The following is a 14717-nucleotide window of genomic DNA, read 5'->3' as shown; positions in this document are numbered from 1 at the left end:
GGACCGCCGCTGTGACGCGCCGGACCACCGGAGGACCGCGGCCGGGCCGGGCAGCGGGTCAGACGTCGGCGGGCTCGAGCTCCCGGGGATCCCAGGTGCGGATCCCCTGGGCGCGCCAGCCGCGGTCGGTCACGGCGTCCAGCGCCTCGCGCTTGCGGGCGGGGGAGAGGCGGTCGAGGTACAGGGAGCCGTCGAGATGGTCGACCTCGTGCTGCAGGGCGCGGGCCAGCACCCCGCCCTCGTCCTCGACGACGACGGGCTCTCCCTCGAGGTCGATGCCGGTGACGCGGGCACCACGGTGGCGGGCGGTCGGGAATCCCTCGCCGGGCACCGAGAGGCAGCCTTCGATGGTCTCCTCGTCGAGCTCGATCCCGCCGAAGCGTTCCAGGCGCGGGTTGAGGACCACGCCGCGCTGCACGGTGCCGTCTGCGTCGGCGCAGGAATAGACGAACAGGCGCCAGCGCGAACCGACCTGTGGCGCGGCGAGCCCGGCACCGTCGGCGGCGTCGTTCGTCTCGAACATGTCCGCGACCAGGGTGCGGATGTCGTCGGTGATCTCGCGGACCCGACGGGTGCGCTGCTCGAGTGCGCGATGGCCGACGATCGTGATCGGGCGGACGCTCATGCGGGGGTATCTCCTGAGTGGGGCGGGTCGGTGTTCTCGGCGGGGTCGGATGGCTCGGCGGGACCGGTGTGATCGGTGTTGTCGGAGCGGGTGACGACGCTGTACTTCGTCGGCGGGTTCACCGCGAGCAGGTTGCCGGCATCGACGATCCAGGGCCCGCGCGCGCGGCGCAGCGGCTCCCCGGTGCGAGCGGAGCCCGCGACAGCGCGCCCGATCTCCTCGGCTCCGGCGGCGTCATCAGCGAGGAAGTTCAGGGTGTGGGTGGCGTGGGGATCCAGCACGATGCTGTCCCAGGCGTCGAGGCCGCTCGCGATCTGCCGCGCGCGCAGGAACTCGGCATCGAGAGCGGCACCGGAGACGACCACGATGTTGGCCAGCCACAGCAGCAGCAGGATCGCGATCAGTCCGTTGAGCACCGTGAGCACCTCGGCGAAGCGCGTCGCGTACACCAGCAGGCGGCCGGTGAGGAGCGCGGCACTGAAGAGCACCAGCACCGTGACCGTCGAGCCGAGGGTCATCAGCCGGTAGCGGGGGAGGCGCACGTTCGGGAACGAGTAATAGGCCAGGGACACCCCGATGATCAGGATGACCAGGAGAATCGGCCACTTCACGAGGTTCCAGGCGAGGAAGGCGATCCGCGGGATGCCGATGAACTCGCCGATCCGCTGCGAGGCCTCGCCGCCGACGACGATCATGCCGATCGCGAGCAGCACCACGGCGACGATCAGCACGGTCTCGCCGAAGACGATCGTGCGGAACCACAGGAAGGGGCGGCCCTCGCGGGTGTCGTAGACGCGGTGCATGGCCCGATGGAAGGCCGCGACCCCGTTGGAGGCGGAGACCAGCGAACCGATCGTGCCCAGCGTCAGCCCCAGCAGCCCGCCGCTCGTGGAGGAGACCGCGCGGATCGCCGAGAGGAAGGGGCGGGGATCCAGCGTCGGGAAGATCTCGGCGGTCATCGAGGTGAACGCCTTGAGGGTCGTGGCCTCGACCCCGATCAGGGACAGCATCGAGACGGCGGCGACCGCGCCCGGGAACACCGAGAGCAGCAGATAGAACGTCATGGTGCCCGCGACGTCCCAGACCTGGATGTCCAGCAGGCGCATCCGCACCCGGTTCAGGACATGCAGGACGCTCAGCCGTGGTCGGGCGTACTCGACCATCGGCTTCGGCCGACGGGGGCGGGATGCGGACACCGTGTGCTCGTGCTCCGGGGGAGGGGACAGGGGGAGGACGCCCAGGAGGGCGCGGCTGGAGCCTATGCCACCGGAGCCGGCTCGGCCGTCTCAGGGCAGGTCAGCCCTCCTCGATGAGGTCGTCGGGATCCGTCGTGATCGGGTATTCCCACGGATCGTCCGGATCCTTGGGAACGTGCGAGGTCACGATCGATCCGTCCGCACGGGGGTCCCCGAGGCCGACGGGCGTGGCCAGCACGGCGTCATCGAGGACGGGGCCCTGATCGGGGAGGGGCACGACGGTACCGAGCGCCGTCACCGTCACGGTGGTCCCGCGCACGGTGACGTCGATCTCGGGGCCGGTCTCGAGCGTGAAGGAGATCTCCTCGCGCCGCAGCCGCACCCGGATCCGGGAGCCCCGCATCGTCAGGGGGAAGACCAGCTCCGGCCAGTCGACCGGGAGGCGCGGATCGAAGGAGAGACGCCCGTCGTCATGGCGCATCCCCCCGAAGCCGTGGACCAGAGCGTTCCAGACGCCGCCGGCGGAGGCGATGTGCGCGCCGTCAGCGGTGTTGTGGTGCAGGTTGCCCAGATCCACGAACAGCCCGGCCCGGAAGTAGTCCAGGGCGGCCTTCTGATGCCCGACCTCGGCCGCCATGATCGACTGGACGACGGCGGACAGCGAGGAGTCGCCGGTGGTGATCGGGTCGTAGTACTCGAAATCGGCGCGCTTCTCGGCGGCGGTGAACTCGCTGCCGCGCAGGAACAGCGCGAGCACCACGTCGGCCTGCTTGAGCACCTGGAAGCGATAGATCACCAGCGGGTGGAAGTTCAGCAGCAGGGGGAAGGCGTCGGCCGGCGTGCTCGCGAGATCCCAGACCTCGCGCTCGAGGAAGCGATCCTCCTGCAGATGGATCCCCAGGGCCTCGTCCTTGGCGACGTACATCCCGTCGGCGCATTCGTCCCACTGCTCGAGCTCCAGCTCATCCAGGTCGAGCTCGACCAGCAGGGTCCGGTAGGCGGCGTCGTCGGCGTCGTGCAGCTCCCGCACGGCGCGGGCGGCGCGACGCAGGTTGAAGCGGGCCATGACGTTGGTGAACATGTTGTTGTTGACCACCGTCGTGTACTCATCGGGGCCGGTCACGCCGTGGACGTGGAAGCTCGCCGTCCCGTCGGCGGTGGTGCGCCAGAAACCGAGATCGGCCCACATACGGGCGGTCTCGACCAGCACCCGCACGCCATCGCGGTGCTGGAAGTCCAGGTCGCCCGTGACGTCCACGTACTGCGCGAACGCATAGGCCACGTCGGCATTGATGTGGTACTGCGCGGTCCCGGCGGCGTAATAGGCCGAGGCCTCGTCGCCGTTGATGGTGCGCCAGGGGAACAGCGCCCCCCGCTGATTCAGCTCGCGGGCGCGCTCGCGGGCCTTGGGCAGCAGGTTGCTGCGGAATCGCAGGGCGTTGCGGGCCCAGCGGGGCTCGGTGAACGTCAGGAAGGGGACGACGTACACCTCGGTGTCCCAGAAGTAATGGCCCTCGTAGCCGGACCCGGTCAGGCCCTTGGCCGGGATGCCCCACTGGTCCGAGCGTGCCGCGGCCTGGGCGAGCTGGAACAGGCACCAGCGGGTGGCCTGCTGGGCGGCGGGCTGCCCCGGCAGCTCGACATCGGAGCGCGTCCAGAAGTCGTCGAGGTAGTCGCGCTGGTCCTGGTGCTGCGCCTCGAAGCCCTCGGCCCGGACCCGGTCCAGCGTGCGGCGGCAGCGGTCGAACAGCTCCCGGTGGGGGACCGAGCGGGAGGAGTGGTACGCCACCGCCTTGCGCACGGTCAGCGTGTTGCCCTCCTCGAGGTGGGCGCGCACCACCTGGCGACCGCGATCCGCACTGGTGTCGACCAGCTGCTCGACCTCCGCGTCGCACTCGACGGTGTGATCGGCACCGACGGCCAGGGTCATGCCCGAGCTCGCCACGCGGTATCCCAGGAGCATGCGCCGCTCGCTGTGCCAGTCCTGCTGCGGCTCGAGCACGCGATGCGTGAAGGCGGTGGTCTGCCGGGGGTCGTCCTTGTCCGTGATCGGACCGCCGTCGACCCCCTTGCCGTAGTCGTCGGCGATGTCCTGCCGGTTGATGATCTGGGAGGACACGGCGACGGGTGCGGCCCCGTCGAGCATCGTGACCTCGAGCGTCATCAGGGCGAGATGGCGCTGCGTGAAGGACACCATGCGGGAGGTGGCCACCTTCACCCGCTTGCCCGACGGCGTGCGCCAGATCAGCTCGCGCCGCAGCACGCCCTCGCGGAAGTCGATCCAGCGCTCGTACTCCAGGAGGTCCGCGATCGACAGGAGCAGGGGCTCGTCGTCCACGTACAGCTTCATGACGGTGGAATCGGGCACCGAGATCATGGTCTGGCCGGTCCGGGCGAAGCCGAAGGCCGATTCGGCGTGGTTGATCCGCCAGGTCTCGTGGAAGCCGTTGAGGAAGGTCCCGTGACTGTCCACGTCCCGGCCCTCGGAGGGCGTCCCCCGCATCCCCAGGTAACCGTTGGCGGTCGCGAACAGGGTCTCGAGGTGCCCCAGATCCCCGCCGGGACGGGACTCGACGAGCCGCCATTCGTCCAGGGGCAGATGGGTGCGGTCGACGGGATCCTCGGGCACGGAGCGCAGGCGGGTCATGCGAGCTCCTCCAGATCCTGGACGACGAGGGTGGCGCCGGCGGCCGCGAGGGCCTCCGCGCCCGCTCCACGATCCACGCCGATGACCGCGCCGAAGGCGCCGTCGGCCCCGGCCCGGACGCCCGAGACGGCGTCCTCGTAGACCACGGCGTCGGAAGGGTCGACGCCCATCAGGCGGGCGGCGTGGAGAAAGGTGTCCGGGGCGGGCTTGCCCGGGAGCCCCTCGCGCGCCGCGACGTTGCCGTCGACGATGTGCTCGAAGCGCTCGAGCAGACCGGCACCGCGCAGCACCTCCTCGGCGTTGCGCGAGGAGGAGACGATGGCCGGGCGTGCTCCTGCGGGCAGCGTGTCCAGATAGGTGACCGTCCCCGGGTACGGGACGACGCCCTCCTCACGGATCATCCTCAGGACGAGTTGGTTCTTCCGGTTCCCGAGCCCGCGGACGGTCTCGGCCCCCGCGGACTGGTCGACGGGGTCCGCATCCTCGCACTCCGGCAGCGAGATGCCGCGCGCGGTGAGGAAGGCCCGCACGCCGTCATAGCGGGGGCGCCCGTCGACATGGGCGAAGTAGTCCTCGTCGGTATAGGGCTCGGCGATGCCCCGCCCCGCGAGGAAGTCGCTGAACATGCGGGCCCAGGCCCTCATGTGGACCTCGGCCGTCGGCGTGATCACGCCGTCGAGGTCGAAGAGGTGGACCGTGAAATCAGACGGTCGGAAAGGAGTCTCGGCAGTCACGCGGCACATGCTACGGGCAGTGCCCTGAGGGGGCATGCTCGTGGAGCATCGGCTCAAAGCGGACGGCGTGCCGTGATGTGCCGTGGCGCGCCGCACGAGGGTCGGATACTCTGCGAGGGTCCGTGCCCGCGCAATCGCGCCGGCACGGAGCGGTTCCGACCCTTTTCGAGGAGAAGATGGCTGTCACGGAGTCGCTGCCCGTGGTCGACGCGGTGCGACGCGAACTCGAGATCGACGAGCAGATCCATGATGGACGCACCCAGGTGCGCACCACGGCGACGCTCACCACCAACATCGACCGATCGCCGGCCCAGCTCTGGCCCCTGCTGACGCGCCCGGATCAGCTGGCCCGCTGGTTCGGACCGATCTGCGGTGACCTCCGCGAGGGCGGACGGTTCGAGGCGCCCCGCGGGGCGCGCGGACACGTCCTCCAGGTGGAGGCACCCCACAAGATCTCCTTGACCTGGGAGGACGACGGGTCCGAGGATCCGCTGTCGATCCGTCTGGACCCGGAGGACGACGGCACCACCCTGCTGCGCCTGCGCCATACCCGCTTGATCCCCCAGGACGAGTTCGACCTGGTGGGGCCCGGTCTCGGCGCCGTGGACTGGGAGATCGCCCTGCTCGCGCTCGCCGCGGTGACCGATGGCTGGCGCACGAGCTGCCTGCACGATGTCCCACGGCCCTCCTCGGCATGGCTCGCCGGCGAGGAAGGCGCCGCCTACATCCGGGCGTGGTCCGTGCGCTGGGCCGCGGAGGCGATCGCGGCAGGGGTCGACGAGGACGCGGCGCGGCGCGCCGAGATCGAGACGAACGCCGCCTACGGCACCTGAGCGGACGGCGTCGACTCGGGCGTCCGCCCTCTGGAACTGTTTGCCCAGGCTCACGATCGGGTGACAGACTTACCTCGGTGACCACCCCTGCGCGCCTCCCCCCGGGAAGCCCCTCGGGAAGCAGGGCGCAGTCGTCCAAGCAGGTCCTGTGGTCGCTGGCCCCGTCGGTGTACGCCCCGACCCTGCTGGAGTTCTCCGGCCTCGCGGCACTGATGCCGGTGATCCCGCTGCTGGCTCTGGACCTCGGGTTCGCCGCCTGGCAGGCGGCCGCGCTCACCACCATCTTCGGGCTCACCTCGTTCCTCGGGCCCATCCCCGCCGGTCGATTCATCTCCCGCGTGGGGGCACGCCGCGCGCTCGTGAGCACCGGGGTCCTGCTGGTGCTCTCCAACCTCGTCGCCTTCATGGTGCTCACCCCGGGAGTCCACGGGAACCCCGGGCCGCGCCATCAGGTCACCTTCCTGGGGCTGCTGCTCGTGATGGCGATCAGCACACAGGTCTGGCAGCTGGGGAGGCAGGCCTACCTGGGCACTGCCCTGCCGCCCGCGATGCGGGCGCGCGGCATGACCATGTTCGGCGGCGTGATCCGTCTGGGAGAGGTGATCGGCCCGCTGCTGGGCGCTCTCGTGATGACCCTGGGATCCGACACCGGGGTGTTCATCCTGTTCGCGGTGACCGCTGCCGCCGGCACCGTGATGATCGCGATCTTCCTGCCGCCGGGGGAGGTCCGGCCCTCCCCGAAGCGTCCGCGCGGTGAACGGATCCCCCGCAGCACCGCCCGCTCCCGGCTGGACCGCGCCGTGCTGAGCAGGATGGCGATGGTCGGCCTCGGGATCGCCCCGGTGATGATGGCCCGTGTGAACCGTCCGGTGATCGTGCCGCTCCTCGGCGCATCGCTCGGCCTCGACTCGGTCTGGATATCCCTCGTCTTCGGGGTCTGCGCGGCCCTCGAGATCCTGTTGGTGATCCCGGCCGGAACGCTGATGGACCGCTACGGGCGCGCCGCCGTCGCCGTCCCCTGCGCTCTCCTCATGGGGGCCGGATTCATCCTGCTGGCGGTCCTGGGGGCCACCCTGGCCGGGCAGGGGACCACGCTCGCCGTGGTCGCTCTGCTGGTGCCCAGTCTGCTCATCGGTCTGGGGAACGGGATGGGGGCCGGGATCGTCATGACGCTGGGCATCGACGTGTCCCCGGTGCACGACCGCACCCGGTACCTGGCCTGGTGGAACACGATGCTCGGTTCGGGTCGTCTGGCGGCGCCCCTGGTGGTCACGGCCATCGCCCTGGTGGCACCGATCGCCCTCGCCGGTGCGGCCACCGGGGGGCTGTGCCTGGTCGGGGGAGCGTGGCTGGCACGCACACTGCCCCGCGTCACGCCCTCCGGGAGTACCCGGAGGAGGTGAGGCGGGGCAGTGGATCCGCGCTGTCCGCGCGGGGGTGGGACTGCGGCGGAGAGTCAGCCGGTGTCAGGCGGCGGTGTCAGCACCTGCTGCGACCGCGCTCGCGGCGGTCTCCTGCAGCAGCTGATCCGCATCGTCGCGCGGGATCTCCCGGGCGATGGCGATCTCGGCGGCGAGCGGTGCGATCGCCTGCTTGAGCAGGTTGCGCTCCGCGAGGCTCGACGGGGCGCCGCCGGAATCGCCGAGGATGCCACGGATGACGTCGATGCGGTCGGTGAGGCGGCCGGACTGCAGCTGCATCGTGAGCGACTTGATCCGGTGGGCCCAGGAGGCCTTCTTCTCCGGCGGCTCGATCGGCTGCGAGAGCTGATCGATGAGCTCGGCGATCTCCTTCTCCTCGAGAAGCGCGCGCAGTCCGATGACGTCCTTGCCGTCGGACGGCACGGAGATCCGCATCTCGTCGCCGATGACCTCCATGTCGACGTATTCGCGGTCGGTCCCGCGGACGCTGCGGGTGCAGGTGGAGACGATGCGCACCGGTCCATGGACCGGGTGGGTGAGCACGTCGCCGGGCTTCGGAGCAGCGGTGTCGACGGGCGGAGTGGCAACGGACAAGGGGATACCTCCTCGGTGGGCCTGTGCGCCGTCGGTACCGAAGACCGGCCAAGGTCCGGGCGGCCGCGCTCGGTCATCGCGCAGAGCCTGGTCAGGGCAGTGCGACGGGGGACATCGAGGCAGCTCGAGCGCCGCTCGACCTGCAGGAACAGGGTGGCGGCGCCTACGGCAGCGCACCCCCATGGTCTCATGGATCTGACACGATATCCAGAGGTTGACGTTTCCGGTTGTGTCACACCGCGAGGGCTGCGGGCCCGAGTGCAGACCGAAGTCGGACGCGGTCCCCGGGACCGATGCTGTTTCATGGAGTCCATGGGACGAGACGCGACGCAGCACACCGATCAGGGTGATCGACCCGACGAAATGGTCCGGTTCGAGGGCGTCGGCGTCGTCTCCGACGACAACGTGCTGCTGCTGGACGCCACGGGCCGTGCTCGGGCCGGTGAGATCCTCGCCCTCACCGGCGCCAACGGCTCCGGGAAGACCACCCTTCTGCGCGTGCTGGCCGGACTGACCGATCCGACCGCGGGGACCGTGCTCATCGCGGGTCGGCGCCCGGATGACCGGGACCGGACCTTCCGCGCCGCGCTCGCCGCCCTCATCGGGCCCCCGCAGACCGCGCGGGACCTCACCATCGTCGAGCACCTCCAATTCATCGCCGCCACCTGGGGGACCGGGGCGAAGGCTGCCCGCGTCCAGGCAGAGGAGCTGCTGGACGAGCTGCAGATCGGCACCCTGGGCCACCGATTCCCGCACGAGCTCTCCAGCGGACAGTCCCAGCTGGTCGCCCTCGCGCTCACCCTCGCCCGCCCCAGCGAGGTGCTGCTGCTGGACGAGCCCGAGCAGCGTCTGGACGCCGACCGGCTGGGACTGGTGATCGACGCGGTCCGGGCCCGGGCAGAGGCAGGCAGTGCGGTGATCCTGGCGAGCCACAGCCCCCGACTCCTCGAGGAGCTCGCCGATGTGCGGCTGCACCTCGAGGAGCAGCGGTGAGCGCGGCCCCGGCGGCGGCGTCCGGATCCCTCACGGCGGTCCGGGAGGTCTGGGCGCAGAGGTCGCAGGCCCGCACCCGCGGCGATGTCCTGTACCTGGTGTACGTCCTGGCGCTGAGCGTGCTGATCTTCGGGGCGCCCGTCATCCGGGCGGCGGGCACCGCCCTGTCCCGGCCCGACGTCGTGCCGTTCCTGATCGCCTCCGGGGCGCCGCAGACCAGCACGGCGATCACCCTCGTCGGAGGTGCTGGCCTGGTGCTGCTCGGGGCGGTGCGCGGCCCGGCCCTGCTCTCCCCGTTCTTCACCGCGAGCCTCGCCTCCAGCGCGATCCCGCGCCGGTCCGTGCTCTGGAGGCCGCTCCTGCGGTCGCTGGCGGTGACGGTGCTGGTCGCGGTGATCCCCGCGGTGCTGATCGCGGCCACCCTGGAGTCTGCGGGCCATGTCGAGCTGGGGGCCGTGGGCTGGTTCGCGCTCGCCGCCGCGGGGGCAGGATCGCTGCTGTGTGCGGCATGGTTCGCGGGTCAGCTGCTCGGCTCCGCCGGGCGCCGACTGCTCGCCGTCGCACTCGTCCTCCTCGGGGTCGGCGCCCTGATGCTGCCCGGGGGGATCGGGCTCGGCGGGGCGTACCCGGTGGGCGGGCAGCGACCGGGCCTCTCGGCGGTCGTCCTGTGCGTCGCCGGGATCCTCGCGGTCGGTGCGGTCATGCTGCTGCTGGACCGCCTGCGGGGCGCCGTGCTCCAGGAGCAGGCCGCGCGCTGGGAATCCGCCACCATCAGCGCCACCACGATGGACCTGTCCGGGGCGGCGGGCTTCTTCCAGCCCGCTCCCGCAGCGGGCCGCCGCCTCCCGGCGATCGGGGCCGGTCCGCTCGCCGTGCTCTATGCGCGACGCGATCTCGTCGCGTGGCTGCGGAGCCCGGAACGGACCGTTGTCGGCGTCATCGCCTCCCTGCTCTCCGCCGCGGCGGTGGCCGGCTCCACGCTCTTCACGGGGCCTCTGGCGTGGTTCGTGCTGCTCCTGGGCACGCTCGGCCTGTGGCTCGCGAGCGGCACCTTCGTGGATGGCATCCGGCACGGCGTGCACACGCTGGGTGCACCTCAGCTGTTCGGGCAGTCCGCCGCCGTCCAGGTGCTCCTGCACCTGACCGCTCCGGTGGTCCTGCTCACGGCGCTCGGAGCCCTCGGCGGGCTCGGCGCGTGGATCGCCGCCGGTGCCGTGCCCGGGGCGGTCCTCCTGGCGGTGCTCCTGCCCGCTGTCCTGGCCCCCGTGCTGATCATCGGCCGGGCCCGGGATGCCGCGAAGGGACCCATGCCGCTCTCGCTCAGCACGCCGATGCCGACCCCGCAGGGGGACGTCTCCGTGCTGCCGATGCTCGCCTGGCTGTCCGACGCGATCCTGCTCGCTCTCGGTGTGGGGGCCCTCCTGCTGGCGAGCTCCTCCTCCGGAGTCCTCTGGCTGATCGGCGCCGGCGCCGCGGCATCGGCGCTGATGGGGCTGATGGCCCGGATGCGGCTGCGAGCGCTCGTCTCCTGATCGAAGAAGGGACGTCACCATGACCATCCGGACGACGCCGAATCCGCTGATCCGCTGGATCGGGCGGCGGCTCACGCAGGTCAACGACCGTCACCCGTGGAGCCACAACCACCACTTCCATCCGTGGATCCTGCGATCGCTGCCGCCGAGCACCGGGCGCGCACTCGACGTCGGCTGCGGCCGCGGGGACCTCGTCGCGACGCTCGCCGGGGTCGTGGGCCGGGTCGACGGGATCGACCCCGACCAGGTGATGGCCTATGTCGCCGCGACGCGCTTCGCGCAGGAACCTGCCGTGCACATCGGGCGCCGCACGCTCTCCGAACATGCCGCTGCGCCGCACCGCCATGGCACCTACGACGCGATCACGATGGTCGCCTCGCTGCACCACATGGATCTCGCCGAGGCGCTCCTCGACGCACGGACCCTGCTCCGCCCCGGCGGGCGGCTCCTCGTCGTCACGCTCACGGACCCGGTCAGCACCGCCGACCAGGTCTGGGACGTGCTGAGCGCGCTCAGCAATCCGCTGATCGGCCTCGTCAAGCACCCTCGGCCGGTGCGCGAGGCCGGGGAGGAGCAGCTGATCCCGGTGAAGGATCCCGCGTGGTCGATCGACGAGCTGCGTCAGGAGGCCGCGAGGATCCTGCCCGGTGCGGTGATCCGTCGGCGGGAAGGCTTCCGTGTGACCCTGCGCTGGCGCAAGCCCGGCAGCGAGCCGGCGGAGGTCAGCGCCGGGGGTGCTGGGCGATGACCTCGCCGAGGCGGCCGATGGCGTCCTCGATGACGGCAGGCGCATGGGTCACGAAGCTCAGCCGCATCGTGGACCGATCGGGGTCGTCGGCGAAGAAGGACCAGCCCGGCAGGTAGGCGACCCCGGCCGCGACGGCCCCGGCGAGCATCACCTGGGCGTCGTAGCCCTCGCCGAGCGCGGCCCACAGGAACATGCCGCCGTCGGGATGGGTCACGTGCGCGCCCGCGGGCAGCACCGGTGCGATCGCGGCGGCCATCGCGTCACGGCGCTCGCGGTAGACGGCGCTGACCCGGGCCACGTGGGCATCGAGGTCGACCGAGTCCAGGTAGCGGGCGACCGTGAGCTGATCGACCACGGAGGACTGCATCGAGATCGCGGCCTTCGCGACGGCGAGGGTGTTCAAGATCGGGCCCTCTGCGCGCATCCAGCCGATGCGCACGCCCGGGCTCATGAGCTTGCTCATCGAGTTCAGCAGCAGGGTGCGCTCGCTCATCCCCGGCAGGGCGGCGATCGGCGCCCAGGTGCCCCCGGTGAAGCTCAGCGCGCCGTACGGGTCGTCCTCGATCAGGGGCACGTCCGTGCGCAGCAGCACGTCGGCCACGGCCTGGCGGCGGGCGACGGGCATGGTGCGCCCGGTGGGGTTCTGGAACGTCGGGATCAGGTAGACCATCCGCGGGTGGTGCGTACGGATCGCCTCCTCGAGCGCCTCGGGGACCACGCCGTCGTCGTCGGTCTCCACCCCGATCATCCGCGCGCCGTGCACGGCGAAGGCCTGCACGGCCGCGAGATAGGTGGGGGATTCCACGAGGACGACGTCACCCGGCTCGAGCATCGCCTGTGCGACGACGAACAGCCCCTCCTGCGAGCCCGAGGTGACCCGGATCTGGGAGGCATCCGTGGGCAGGTCGCGGGAGAGCCGACGGGCGGCCTGCTCGCGCAGCTCGACCTCGCCCTCGCTCACGCCGTACTGCAGCGCACGGTGGCCCTGGTTCGCCAGCACCCACTCGTAGCTCGCGGCGATGTCCTCGAGGTCGAACAGCTCCGGGTCGGGGATGCCTCCGGCGAAGGACACGACGTCCGTGCGGGCCGCGAGCGCGAAGATGTCCTTCAGCGGTGAGGACTCCATGCCGGCATAGCGCGCGGCTACGGGGAAGCGATACGGCTCGGAGGGCGCAGGACGGCTCGAGGACGCAGGGAGGCTCATCGCCCTATCGTGTCACGCGAGCAGGGCGCCCTCGAGGACCAGCAATGCCTGTTTCGTCTCGATCCCGCCGGCGTATCCGGTGAGGGCGCCGTTCCCGGCCAGGACCCGGTGGCAGGGGACGACGATCGAGAGCGGGTTCGAGCCGACGGCGGCGCCCACGGCCTGCGCGGCGCGGGGCCGACCGAGCTCCGCGGCGACCGCTCCGTAGGTCGTCGTCGTGCCCCGGGGGATCTTCTGCAGGCGGTCCCAGACGGCGTGCTGGAACTCGGTGCCCCGGGGGGAGAGGGGCAGGTCGAAGCTCGTGCGCTCGCCGGCGAGGTAGGCGAGCAGCTGCTCCTCGGCGCCGGCGAGGAGGATGTCGTCGCGCTCGGCCGACGGTCCGAGGCGCTCCGGGCGCGGGAAGTGGCTCTGCTCCTCGCGCCAGACCCCGGTGACAGAGTCCGCCTCGGCGGCGATCAGGTAGGTGCCCAGCGGGGTGGCCACCCGGCGGTGCCGGGGCGCGTGAGGTGCTGGTGCTGGTGCTGGTGCTGGTGCTGGTGCCTGAGAGTCCTGCAGGGGGCGGGTTTCGGTCATCAGGAGAGTCCTTCCGAGTTGGAGCGGGATGAGGGGGCTGTGGCCCGACGGAGTGAGGCCTGGTGATGCCACAGGTGCATCGAGGCATAGGAGCGCCAAGGAGCCGCGGCGACCAGCTCCCGCTGGAGGGAGGCGTGGTCGTAGGCCAGGTCGATGTCGCGAGCAGCACCGAGCAGGGCGACATCGCGCGCCGGGGCCACGTCGATGGCGCGCACCCCGCGCAGCAGCACGTAGTCGGCGGTCCAGGGGCCGATGCCGTGCAGCGCGAGCAGAGCGGCCCGGAGCTCGTGGACCGGCCGCGAGGCGTCGAGCGCCCCTGTGCCGCCGTTGTCCGGCTGGCCGCTGTCGCTGCCGTCGCCGCCCTCCGTGGAGGCCTGTGCGGTGACGGCAGCGACTGCGGAGATCAAGGTCCTGCGCCGGGCCGCCGGCCCGCGGAACCACTCCTCGGCGTGTGCGGCCGCGAGACCGGGATCCACGGGGGCGCGATGCACTCCCGACAGGTGGAGATCAGCGGGCAGCTCCTCGGTGAGCAGATCCGTGGCACGAGTGATCTGATCGCGCGCCTGGGACGTGGTGATCTGCTGCCCCGTGATCGCCCACAGCAGGGCCTCGGCGAGGCTCGGGGTCCCCGGCAGACGCACCCCGGGTCGGGCGTCGACCAGCGGGGCGAGAGCGGGCACCGACGCGGAGAGCCCACCATCGATGCCCACGGGATCCGCGTCGAGGTCCAGGAGGCGCCGGGTCAGGGAGATCGCGGCCGCATGGTCACGGAGATCCGCCAGCCTCATGCGCACCGGGAGCGACCCCTCGGCGCCGAGGTCGACCTGCAGCACCCCTGTTCCGTGCGGAAGGCGCACCGCGCGGGTCCAGACCGAGCCCGAGATGTCCTCCACGCCGGGGACCGCCCGATGCGCGAACCAGGAGGCGAGGCCTGCGCCGTCGAAGGGCCGGCGCACCGCGAGCTGGGCGGTCACCACGGAACCCCCGTCGGCCGCCCTGGAGGGACCTCCCGCCCTGGAGGGACCTCCCGAGCGTCCGCGCGAGCGCTCCCTGATGTCCGAGGGGGAGTGGCCGAAGAGCTGGGTGAACGTCTCGTGGAACTGGCGCTCGCTGCCGAAGCCCGAGGCGTGGGCGACCTGCGCCAGCGGCAGCTCGGACCCGATCACGAGCTCATGGGCCCGCCGGGCGCGGCGCATCCGCGCATGGGCGAGCGCGCCCGCCCCCGTGACCGCCACCAGCGCGCGGTGCAGGGTGCGCTCGGAGACGGCGAGCCGTCGTGCGAGATCGGGGACCGTGCCCTCCTCGTCCAGCGCCCCGTCGTCGATCAGTCGCAGCGCCCGCCCGGACAGCGACCCCATCGGATCGTCGTCCGGGCTGCCCGGCGGGGCCGTCGGCCCGCAGCGCTTGCAGGCACGGAAGCCGCCGGCCACGGCGGCTGCGGCCGACGGGGCGAACTCGACGCCGCCGCGCTGCGGGGTGCGGGCCGGGCACGAGGGCCGGCAGAAGATCCCGGTGGAACGCACGCAGGTGAAGAACATGCCATCGAACCGGGTGTCGCGGGCGCGGATCGCCGCATAGCGCTCGTCGTCGGTCATCGCGGTCCGTGTCATGGCTCCA

13 protein-coding genes are annotated in these 14717 nt (G+C 71.7%); 5 read left to right on the top strand and 8 right to left on the bottom strand.

Going from position 1 to position 14717, the window contains the following annotated elements:
• Nucleotides 1–58 precede the first annotated feature (58 nt).
• From def to ACT3T5_RS00445, 4 genes are all read right to left on the bottom strand, one after another.
• Complete coding sequence (def, locus tag ACT3T5_RS00460) at nucleotides 59–625, bottom strand: peptide deformylase (RefSeq protein ID WP_444593273.1); 567 nt, start codon at nucleotides 623–625, stop codon at nucleotides 59–61.
• Nucleotides 622–1821, bottom strand: a complete 1200-nt coding sequence (locus tag ACT3T5_RS00455) for a YihY/virulence factor BrkB family protein (RefSeq protein WP_444576154.1) — start codon at nucleotides 1819–1821, stop codon at nucleotides 622–624. Before ACT3T5_RS00455 ends, def begins: the two co-directional genes overlap by 4 nt.
• 100 nt (nucleotides 1822–1921) lie before the next feature.
• Nucleotides 1922–4468 (bottom strand): glycoside hydrolase family 65 protein, encoded by a 2547-nt coding sequence (locus ACT3T5_RS00450; protein ID WP_444593272.1) that lies wholly within the window; start codon nucleotides 4466–4468, stop codon nucleotides 1922–1924.
• A complete protein-coding gene (locus ACT3T5_RS00445; RefSeq protein WP_444593271.1) occupies nucleotides 4465–5211 on the bottom strand; it encodes an HAD family hydrolase in 747 nt (248 codons plus the stop codon). Before ACT3T5_RS00445 ends, ACT3T5_RS00450 begins: the two co-directional genes overlap by 4 nt.
• A 167-nt stretch (nucleotides 5212–5378) precedes the next feature.
• Here ACT3T5_RS00445 and ACT3T5_RS00440 point away from each other — a divergent pair, with 167 nt between their 5' ends.
• Nucleotides 5379–6035, top strand: coding sequence for an SRPBCC domain-containing protein (locus ACT3T5_RS00440; RefSeq protein ID WP_444576148.1), 657 nt, complete (start codon nucleotides 5379–5381; stop codon nucleotides 6033–6035).
• 77 nt (nucleotides 6036–6112) lie between these two features.
• Nucleotides 6113–7438, top strand: a complete 1326-nt coding sequence (locus ACT3T5_RS00435; RefSeq protein ID WP_444593270.1) for an MFS transporter — start codon at nucleotides 6113–6115, stop codon at nucleotides 7436–7438.
• A gap of 63 nt (nucleotides 7439–7501) precedes the next feature.
• On the opposite strand, the gene ACT3T5_RS00430 is transcribed toward ACT3T5_RS00435, so the two are convergent.
• Complete coding sequence (locus tag ACT3T5_RS00430) at nucleotides 7502–8050, bottom strand: CarD family transcriptional regulator (RefSeq protein ID WP_444576144.1); 549 nt, start codon at nucleotides 8048–8050, stop codon at nucleotides 7502–7504.
• 312 nt (nucleotides 8051–8362) lie between these two features.
• Between ACT3T5_RS00430 and ACT3T5_RS00425 the strand changes: the two genes are divergently transcribed.
• Genes ACT3T5_RS00425 through ACT3T5_RS00415 form a run of 3 tightly spaced genes read left to right on the top strand, consistent with a single transcriptional unit; the run spans nucleotide 8363 to nucleotide 11323 of the window.
• Nucleotides 8363–9043, top strand: a complete 681-nt coding sequence (locus ACT3T5_RS00425) for an ABC transporter ATP-binding protein (protein ID WP_444576143.1) — start codon at nucleotides 8363–8365, stop codon at nucleotides 9041–9043.
• On the top strand, nucleotides 9040–10575 hold the full coding sequence (locus tag ACT3T5_RS00420) for a hypothetical protein (RefSeq protein WP_444593269.1): 1536 nt from the start codon (nucleotides 9040–9042) through the stop codon (nucleotides 10573–10575). The genes ACT3T5_RS00425 and ACT3T5_RS00420 overlap by 4 nt, the downstream gene beginning before the upstream one ends.
• A 19-nt stretch (nucleotides 10576–10594) precedes the next feature.
• Nucleotides 10595–11323, top strand: coding sequence for a class I SAM-dependent methyltransferase (locus ACT3T5_RS00415; protein ID WP_444593268.1), 729 nt, complete (start codon nucleotides 10595–10597; stop codon nucleotides 11321–11323).
• Here ACT3T5_RS00415 and ACT3T5_RS00410 read toward each other — a convergent pair.
• Genes ACT3T5_RS00410 through ACT3T5_RS00400 form a run of 3 tightly spaced genes read right to left on the bottom strand, consistent with a single transcriptional unit; the run spans nucleotide 11298 to nucleotide 14710 of the window.
• Complete coding sequence (locus ACT3T5_RS00410) at nucleotides 11298–12527, bottom strand: aminotransferase-like domain-containing protein (RefSeq protein WP_444593267.1); 1230 nt, start codon at nucleotides 12525–12527, stop codon at nucleotides 11298–11300. The genes ACT3T5_RS00415 and ACT3T5_RS00410 overlap by 26 nt on opposite strands.
• Before the next feature lie 12 nt (nucleotides 12528–12539).
• Nucleotides 12540–13100: a methylated-DNA--[protein]-cysteine S-methyltransferase gene (locus ACT3T5_RS00405; protein WP_444593266.1), complete on the bottom strand. Its 561-nt coding sequence runs from the start codon at nucleotides 13098–13100 to the stop codon at nucleotides 12540–12542.
• Complete coding sequence (locus ACT3T5_RS00400; protein ID WP_444593265.1) at nucleotides 13100–14710, bottom strand: Ada metal-binding domain-containing protein; 1611 nt, start codon at nucleotides 14708–14710, stop codon at nucleotides 13100–13102. The genes ACT3T5_RS00405 and ACT3T5_RS00400 overlap by 1 nt, the downstream gene beginning before the upstream one ends.
• Nucleotides 14711–14717 lie beyond the last annotated feature (7 nt).

Source organism: Brachybacterium sp. AOP3-A1-3, assembly GCF_052378285.1.
Taxonomy (GTDB): Bacteria; Actinomycetota; Actinomycetes; order Actinomycetales; family Dermabacteraceae; genus Brachybacterium.
The sequence above is the reverse complement of the archived record's forward strand: the minus strand, read 5'-3'. Positions and strand labels throughout refer to the sequence as shown.

Coding starts and splice junctions, on each gene's coding strand:
- def (WP_444593273.1), bottom strand. CDS start 625: ATGAGCGTCCGCCCGATCACGATCGTCGGCCATCGCGCACTCGAGCAG.
- ACT3T5_RS00450 (WP_444593272.1), bottom strand. CDS start 4,468: ATGACCCGCCTGCGCTCCGTGCCCGAGGATCCCGTCGACCGCACCCAT.
- ACT3T5_RS00445 (WP_444593271.1), bottom strand. CDS start 5,211: ATGTGCCGCGTGACTGCCGAGACTCCTTTCCGACCGTCTGATTTCACG.
- ACT3T5_RS00440 (WP_444576148.1), top strand. CDS start 5,379: ATGGCTGTCACGGAGTCGCTGCCCGTGGTCGACGCGGTGCGACGCGAA.
- ACT3T5_RS00425 (WP_444576143.1), top strand. CDS start 8,363: ATGGGACGAGACGCGACGCAGCACACCGATCAGGGTGATCGACCCGAC.
- ACT3T5_RS00415 (WP_444593268.1), top strand. CDS start 10,595: ATGACCATCCGGACGACGCCGAATCCGCTGATCCGCTGGATCGGGCGG.
- ACT3T5_RS00410 (WP_444593267.1), bottom strand. CDS start 12,527: ATGAGCCTCCCTGCGTCCTCGAGCCGTCCTGCGCCCTCCGAGCCGTAT.
- ACT3T5_RS00405 (WP_444593266.1), bottom strand. CDS start 13,100: ATGACCGAAACCCGCCCCCTGCAGGACTCTCAGGCACCAGCACCAGCA.
- ACT3T5_RS00400 (WP_444593265.1), bottom strand. CDS start 14,710: ATGACACGGACCGCGATGACCGACGACGAGCGCTATGCGGCGATCCGC.